The organism is Phocaeicola sp. ICN-14070 (assembly GCF_037892625.1).
Lineage (GTDB): Bacteria > Bacteroidota > Bacteroidia > Bacteroidales > Bacteroidaceae > Phocaeicola > Phocaeicola plebeius.
Window position 1 is genome coordinate 1 of sequence record NZ_JBBKBF010000161.1, and the last position, 1,011, is coordinate 1,011.

The 1,011-nt window shown below is 48.6% G+C and carries 2 protein-coding genes; one reads left to right on the forward strand and one right to left on the reverse strand.

Features of this window, described 5'->3' with window-relative positions; translation table 11 throughout:
- Window positions 1-119: 119 nt before the first annotated feature.
- A complete protein-coding gene (locus WKT20_RS18065) occupies window positions 120-428 on the forward strand; it encodes a helix-turn-helix domain-containing protein (RefSeq protein WP_340417868.1) in 309 nt (102 codons plus the stop codon).
- 231 nt (window positions 429-659) lie between these two features.
- Here WKT20_RS18065 and WKT20_RS18070 read toward each other — a convergent pair whose 3' ends face one another.
- Window positions 660-1,010 carry a hypothetical protein gene (locus WKT20_RS18070; protein WP_340417869.1) on the reverse strand — a complete coding sequence of 117 codons (351 nt, stop codon included), beginning with the start codon at window positions 1,008-1,010 and terminating at the stop codon, window positions 660-662.
- Window position 1,011: the final 1 nt, after the last annotated feature.

Consider the following 1,011-nt stretch of genomic DNA (forward strand, 5'->3'; position numbering starts at 1 on the left):
GAAAAAGGACATGCGCTTTCGCAAGCGCACAGGTTAGGCTGTCAATATACAACAGCCACTTAATCCAAAGCAGCAAGTAAACCGAGTAACGTAAGTATCAACAAGAAAACGAGACAACTATGAGCAATGAAGTAATGACAAGAAACAGCGAGTGGATGAACCACATCGTGAACCACCTCAACCGAATGGTTGACAATTTTGAACGTGCCGTGATGAACTACCGCCCCATGCTTGGCGGTGAGCGGTTTATGACGGACAAGGAGCTTTGTGCCAGGCTGCAACTGAGCCGAAGAACCCTGCAGGACTACCGAAACAACGGTGTCATCCCGTATATCCAGCTTGGCGGAAAGATACTCTACCGCGAGTCCGACATTCAGAAAATTCTGATGGCTAACTATCGTGAAGCGTACAGAATGAAAGGTGGGTAGGAGAATGTCTTTGATGAGTGTGTGAAATGAACAAGGCGACAACGTATAACTTACCGAGTGTGGCTGTTATAGGTTGTCGCCTCGTTTTATTGGCTATACCGAGTTGTTCGTGTTTGCCGGGTGTTCTCCGTATGGTCTGTATAAAATCTAATACCAAGCTAAAACACTGCGGTGGCTCGCCCAAGTGGCTGGAGGCGCAAAGCCTCCAAGGAACGTTGCTTTATGGCAGGTCTATGCCATTGCATTCTCTGTAAAGATACAGACCAGTTTAGTGCGGCTTGTCTGTCTGCCGATGACGGACTGCATGATGAACTCCCGAAAGGCTCGGCTCTCACTGCTGTCAATACGGAAGGCTACCGCAATGACGAGTTCAAGGCTATACACATCATAGCTGATGAGGTCGTTCTTCCTGACATGACGACGCACACCCTGCTCTTTCAGAATGCCGTCCTTGAATACAGCCTTGACAGCCTTGCGCACATAGCAGCCGAACACATTATACATGTCGGCAATCTCCTGCATGGTCATCCATACAGTATCGGTCGGCATGGATACCGTTCCGCTCTCGCTGATAGTTATTATC